Below are 6,124 nucleotides of genomic sequence, written 5' to 3'. Positions count from 1 at the left end.
GACGGATAAATGATAATTTAAATTAATCTTACTTATGCAGTGGACAAGAGAATATATTGCAAAAGAGCCAAGTCTTAGAGCTTTTGCTACGCATATTTCAACAATAGAAAATAATGTTGAAATTAATCCTTCATTGTGCATAGAAGTAAGTAAGAGCCTGACAGAAGCGATTTGCAAAACTATCCTCTCTAACCAAAATGCAACATACAAAGATGATATTGCTTTCAATGTCTTAGTAAAGCAAACCTTAGAACATCTTATAAAACAATCTGGAAAGGATATGGCTGGTCTATCTGAGTTATGTCGTAGGATTTCTGCCGTCGCTCAATCGATTGCAGAGATACGAAATAATGCAGGATTTGCTTCACATGGTTTGGATGTTTTACATCCTCAGATAGATAAATCGCTATCCCTGCTGATTTACAAAACAACAGATGTGCTTTGTGGCTTTATGATGCATTTTTATTTCAACTATGCCCATCACACAAACCAAAGATTAATTTATCAAGATTGTGAGTGCTTTAATGATTGGTTTGATGAAGAAAATCCTTTAGAGGTAGGAGGTGTACCCTTATCAGCATCAAAGGCTCTTTACAACTTAGATTATCACGCTTATAAAGCTAATTATATAGATTATTTAGAATATCTTTCAGAAATGAAGGAACAATAAACATAAATATTATGCCATTCACAGAAGATAATTACGAAAAAGCGTTGATTTCCCTTTTTGAAGGAATGGGTTATCAATATCTCTACGGTCCGGATATTGAGAGAGATTACTATGTGCCTTATTATGAAGCACAATTAGAAGAAAGTCTGCAAGCTGTTAATCCGAAGAAACCATACGCAGCTATTCACGAAGCGATTATCAAACTACGCAATATTGATATGGGGAGTTTGGTACAAAGGAATGAAACCTTTACAGACTATTTGCAACATGGCATAGAAGTTTCTTATTTCAATGGCAAAGAAATGCGTAATGAAATGGTCTATTTGATTGACTTTGAACATACGGACAAAAACACCTTTCAAGTTATCAATCAATGGACATTTATTGAAAATGCAGAGAAACGTGCCGACATCACTGTGTTTGTGAATGGTTTGCCGTTGGTGGTTGTGGAATTAAAATCCCCTTCTCGTGAAGAAACAGATGCTTCGGAAGCCTATCTTCAACTCCGCAATTATATGAAGGATATACCATCGCTGTTCACTTTTAACATGTTCTGTGTAATGAGCGATATGGCTCTTTCCAAAGCTGGGACAATTACCAGCAAGGAAGACCGCTATATGGAATGGAAAACAAAAGATGGCGATTATGAAAGCACGGAGTTTGCCGATTATGATACATTCTTTGAAGGAATATTTCAACGGGAACGACTCTTAGATATTATCAAGAACTTTATCTGTTTCTCCAAAGAAGAAAAAGGGAGTGCCAAAATATTAGCAGGGTATCATCAGTATTTCGCCGTAAAGAAAGCTATTGAGCGTACCAAGCACGCTACGGTAAGTAATGGTAAGATTGGTGTATTCTGGCATACGCAAGGCAGTGGAAAATCGTTGTCAATGGTTTTTTACGCCCACTTGCTGCAACAAGAGTTATCGCAGCCCACCATCGTTGTGATTACCGACCGCAACGATTTAGACGACCAACTTTATACTCAATTTTCTAAATGCAAGGAGTTCTTGCGCCAAACTCCAGTGCAAGCCAATAGTCGTGAAAATCTGAAAGAGCTGTTGAGCGGACGCGAGGCCAATGGTATCATCTTCACAACCATGCAGAAGTTTGAAGAGGCTGATGAGCCATTATCAGAACGTAGAAACATTATTGTTATGACCGATGAAGCGCATAGGGGACAATATGGCTTTGAGGAAAAAGTGGATGTCACCACTGGCAAGGTCTCCATCGGCACGGCAAGAATCATTCATAATTCGCTGCCCAATGCTTCATATATTGGCTTTACGGGTACACCTATTTCCACCAATGACCGAGATACCGTTGAGGTATTTGGCGATTATATTGATATCTACGACATGACTCAGGCTGTCAATGATGGGGCAACCTGTCCAGTTTATTATGAATCAAGAGTAATCAATCTAAATCTTGACGATGTAACCTTGCAAGCCCTTGATGACGAATACGAACTGTTGGCTGAAGAAGGTGCAACAACAGAACAGATAGAGAAAAGCAAGAAAGAGATGTCGCACTTGGAAGAGATACTCGGTGCACCCGCAACCATTGATTCCCTTTGCCAAGACATTCTCAAACACTATGAGGAAAACCGTCAATATGAACTGACAGGAAAGGCTATGATAGTGGCATATTCGCGCCCCATAGCCATGAGCATTTATCATCGACTGCTGGAGCTTCGCCCAAATTGGACGGATAAAGTGAAAGTTGTTATGACGGGCAGCAACCAAGACCCTGAAGAATGGCATGACATTATCGGCAACAAGCAATACAAGAAAGAACTTGCCAAACGATTTAAGGATGACAACGACCCGATGAAGATTGCTATTGTGGTGGATATGTGGCTCACAGGGTTCGACGTACCCTCGTTGGCAACTATGTATGTTTACAAACCGATGAGCGGGCATAACCTGATGCAAGCCATTGCACGAGTAAATCGGGTGTTCAATGGCAAAGTGGGCGGATTGGTTGTTGATTATATCGGCATTGCCAAGGCTTTGAAAGAAGCCATGCGCGATTATACTGTGCGCGACAGAAAGAACTTTGGAAATCCAGACATCAAAGGCATGGCGTTTACAAAGTTTAAAGAGAAGTTGGAGGTGTGCCAAGACTTATTTCATGGTTATGATTATAGCAGGTTCCACACGGGAACAGATGCCGACCGTGCTAAAATAATCAAAGGTGGCATAAACTTTATGTTGGCAGCCGATAAACAAGAAAAGTTACCGCTCTATATGAAAGAAGCAACATTGCTGCACAATTCCATCACTCTTTGTCGAAGCCTGTTGAATGAAGAGCAACGCTTCTTGGCTGCATTCTTTGAAACTGTACGCACTTTACTTTCCCGAATGGCGGGCAAAGGCAAAGTTACGAAGAAAGAAATCAATGCGCGTATCAGCGAGTTGCTGAAACAAAGTGTAAAAAGTGAAGGTGTAATCAATCTTTTTTCTGATGTTAAAGCCGAGTTCTCCCTCTTTGATACAGCTTTCTTAGATGAAATTTCTAAGATGAAAGAAAAGAATATAGCTGTAGAACTGCTTAAAAAGTTATTGGCAGAGAAAGTGGCAGTCTATCAAAAGACCAACATCGTGCAGTCAGAGAAATTCTCAGACCTTCTCAACCGCTCTTTGTCTAACTATTTGAAAGGATTACTCACCAATGAGGAAGTTATCCAAGAACTTTTGCAGATGGCAAAAGACATTGCTTCTGCAGATTCCTCAGCCAATGAACTCGGACTTACTCCTGAAGAAAAGTCTTTCTATGATGCCTTGACTAAACCGCAGGCGGTTCACGACTTCTATAGCAATGAAGAATTGGTTGCCATGACAAAAGAGCTTACAGACTCCCTTCGCAAAAACCGCACTATCGACTGGCAAAAGAAAGAATCAGCCCGTGCCGGTATGCGGAGAATGATTAAACATCTTCTGAAAAAATATCATTACCCACCAGAGGAGGCTGCCAATGCATTAGAAACCGTTATCAAGCAGTGCGAGCAGTGGACGGATAATGAACAAGAGAATTATTCAACTCACACAGCCAAGATGTACGAAATCCACGAGGATAAAATGCAGATGGCTGCCGAACCATAAAATTCACTTTTAAATTTTATCTATATGGCAAAACATCAGGTTTTTTACAGCTTTCATTTTGCAAATGATGCATGGAGAGCAGGGCAGGTAAGGAATATGGGAGTTTTAGAAGGTAATTCTCCTATCTCTTCCAATAAATGGGAAGAAGTTAAACGAGAAGGAAATAATTCCATCAAACGCTGGATAAACAATAATATGAATTATAGGTCATGTGTTATTGTATTAATAGGTAGCGAGACTTCGAAGAGGCAGTGGTGTAAATATGAAATTGAACGAGCTTGGAAGGAAGGAAAAGGTATAGTAGGTGTTTATATACACAATCTTAAAGATGTGTTTGGTTCGCAAAGTCCACAAGGTGCAAATCCTTTTAGTTCTTTTTGTATTGATAAAACTATAAATTATATTGTTGAGTGTAATACCCCTGCAGATAAAGATGAGATTAACCTCTCTAAAATCTGTAAAGCATATAATCCTCCGTACAGCTCTAGTACATGTGTTTATGATTATATAAATAGCCATATAGAAGAGTGGGTAGATGAAGCCATTGAAATAAGAAACCAATATCCTAAATAGACATGCCTATATCAAGAGAATATTTCGTAAATAAGTATTTAGAAGCTTTGAATGAGGGAGACGCTGCCATATTTGCCGGTGCAGGACTATCTGCTTCAAGTGGTTGTGTTAATTGGAAAGAATTATTATGTGATATTGCAAAAGAATTAAGTTTGGACATAAATAAGGAACAGGACTTAGTTAGTCTTGCGCAATATTATTTTAATAAAAATCGAAGTCGAACAAAATTCAATGATATTATAATAAATGCTTTTGGTAATGACAAAAGACCAAATGATAATCATAAATTGCTTTCAGATTTACCTATTGCAACTTTTTGGACAACGAATTATGATAAACTTATTGAAGAGTCTTTAAGACAAAAAGGAAAGCGATATGATGTAAAGACAACTTGCTCCTCGCTTACAAGGAGAGTAAAAGGCGGAGATGCTGTGATATATAAAATGCATGGTGATGTTGATAATCCCGACTCAATTGTTTTAATACGTGATGATTATGAGAATTATTCTCATAAGCAACACCCTTTTATTGATGCTTTAAAAGGAGATTTAATGAATAAAACTTTCCTATTTATAGGATTTAGTTTCACTGATCCCAACTTCTTCTATATCAGTTCACAACTTAGGGTGCAGTTGGAAGGTAATCAAAGAGAACACTATTGTATTTTAAGGAATATATCCAAAGTTGAATGTTTAGATGAATCTGATTATAATTATAAAAAGTTGAAGCTTCAATATTTTATTGATGATTTAAAAAGATTCAATATAAAGACAGTTCTCGTGGAGCAGTATTCTGAAATAACAGACATATTACGAGAAATTAAATTTAAGTATAATAGTAGAACTGTGTATATATCTGGAGCTGCTGCTGAGTTTGAACCAGATGGAAGGAAAGCATATGAATATTTTATAAGTAAATTAAGCGGTGCTTTAATTAATAAAAACTATAGGATAGTCTCAGGTTATGGATTAGGTGTAGGGAGTTCTGTCATTAGTGGAGCTCTGACGGAAATATACCAAAATCAGAAGAAATCATTGACAAATCAGATTATTTTGCGGCCATTCCCTCAAGGTGATGATGAAATAAAAAAACTATGGCAACAGTATAGAGAAGATATGATATCCTATAGTGGTATTTCAATCTTTATCTTAGGTAATAAACTAGAAAATGATAAAATTGTTTTATCAGATGGCATGCGTGCAGAATTTGATATATCCAGAAAACAAGGTAATTTTTTGATACCTATAGGGAGAACTGGCTATATTTCAAAAGAACTGTGGAAAGAATATATGGACGAAATTAGTTGAAAAGAAGAATTCGTACTATATAAACAGTCTTTTCAAAAGATTGGAGATGAATCCACTCCCTTAAACGAATTAATTAATGAGATCTTAACAATAATACAAAATATAAAATAATATGGCACATAAAACGGCACAGTTGCAAATATCCGTGGCAATAACATTTTGTTATCCAAAGATCATCGTCGTTCTATACATGAAGAATGGCAGGTCTTGTACTCCACGGAGCTGTGCTCTGAAGCCTTTCAACTTTGAGTTTAGAGATTCTGCATGAGCATTAGTTGATCTGTTGATGAAGTAGTTTAGTACTGCAGTCCGATTAATATCCTTGCTACTAAATATGCATCTTAGGCTACAAATAAGCGTATATGCATCCTTTATCTTAGGAAACAGTTTAAAGAGTAATCTTGCACGTATTTTCTGTCTGTCAGTCCATTTCTCTCCGCTCACACTCAGCAAAAACTTGCTTCTAG

At 37.4% G+C, this 6,124-nt stretch carries 5 protein-coding genes; 4 read left to right on the top strand and 1 reads right to left on the bottom strand.

Annotation, left to right across the window (positions count from 1 at the left end):
- The first annotated feature begins 34 nt into the window (after positions 1-34).
- From BM114_RS13580 to BM114_RS13565, 4 genes are read left to right on the top strand one after another with little or no spacing between them, the layout of a single operon-like run.
- On the top strand, positions 35-670 hold the full coding sequence (locus BM114_RS13580) for an abortive infection family protein (RefSeq protein WP_092114246.1): 636 nt from the start codon (positions 35-37) through the stop codon (positions 668-670).
- 11 nt (positions 671-681) lie between these two features.
- Positions 682-3,777, top strand: a complete 3,096-nt coding sequence (locus tag BM114_RS13575; protein ID WP_092114244.1) for a type I restriction endonuclease subunit R — start codon at positions 682-684, stop codon at positions 3,775-3,777.
- A gap of 24 nt (positions 3,778-3,801) precedes the next feature.
- Positions 3,802-4,350, top strand: coding sequence for a TIR domain-containing protein (locus tag BM114_RS13570; protein WP_092114242.1), 549 nt, complete (start codon positions 3,802-3,804; stop codon positions 4,348-4,350).
- Between the two features lie 2 nt (positions 4,351-4,352).
- Entirely contained in the window at positions 4,353-5,657 is a 1,305-nt protein-coding gene (locus BM114_RS13565) for an SIR2 family protein (RefSeq protein ID WP_255406544.1), read from the top strand.
- Between the two features lie 162 nt (positions 5,658-5,819).
- On the opposite strand, the gene BM114_RS13560 is transcribed toward BM114_RS13565, so the two are convergent.
- On the bottom strand, positions 5,820-6,124 hold a 305-nt coding region (locus tag BM114_RS13560), incomplete at its 5' end, for a transposase (protein ID WP_143089353.1).

The organism is Prevotella sp. KH2C16, from assembly GCF_900113305.1.
Classification (GTDB): domain Bacteria; phylum Bacteroidota; class Bacteroidia; order Bacteroidales; family Bacteroidaceae; genus Prevotella.
The sequence above is the reverse complement of the archived record's forward strand: the minus strand, read 5'-3'. Positions and strand labels throughout refer to the sequence as shown.

Excerpts from the sequence above, each read along its gene's own strand:
- BM114_RS13580 (WP_092114246.1), top strand. The coding sequence starts at position 35 with ATGCAGTGGACAAGAGAATATATTGCAAAAGAGCCAAGTCTTAGAGCT.
- BM114_RS13575 (WP_092114244.1), top strand. The coding sequence starts at position 682 with ATGCCATTCACAGAAGATAATTACGAAAAAGCGTTGATTTCCCTTTTT.
- BM114_RS13570 (WP_092114242.1), top strand. The coding sequence starts at position 3,802 with ATGGCAAAACATCAGGTTTTTTACAGCTTTCATTTTGCAAATGATGCA.
- BM114_RS13565 (WP_255406544.1), top strand. The coding sequence starts at position 4,353 with ATGCCTATATCAAGAGAATATTTCGTAAATAAGTATTTAGAAGCTTTG.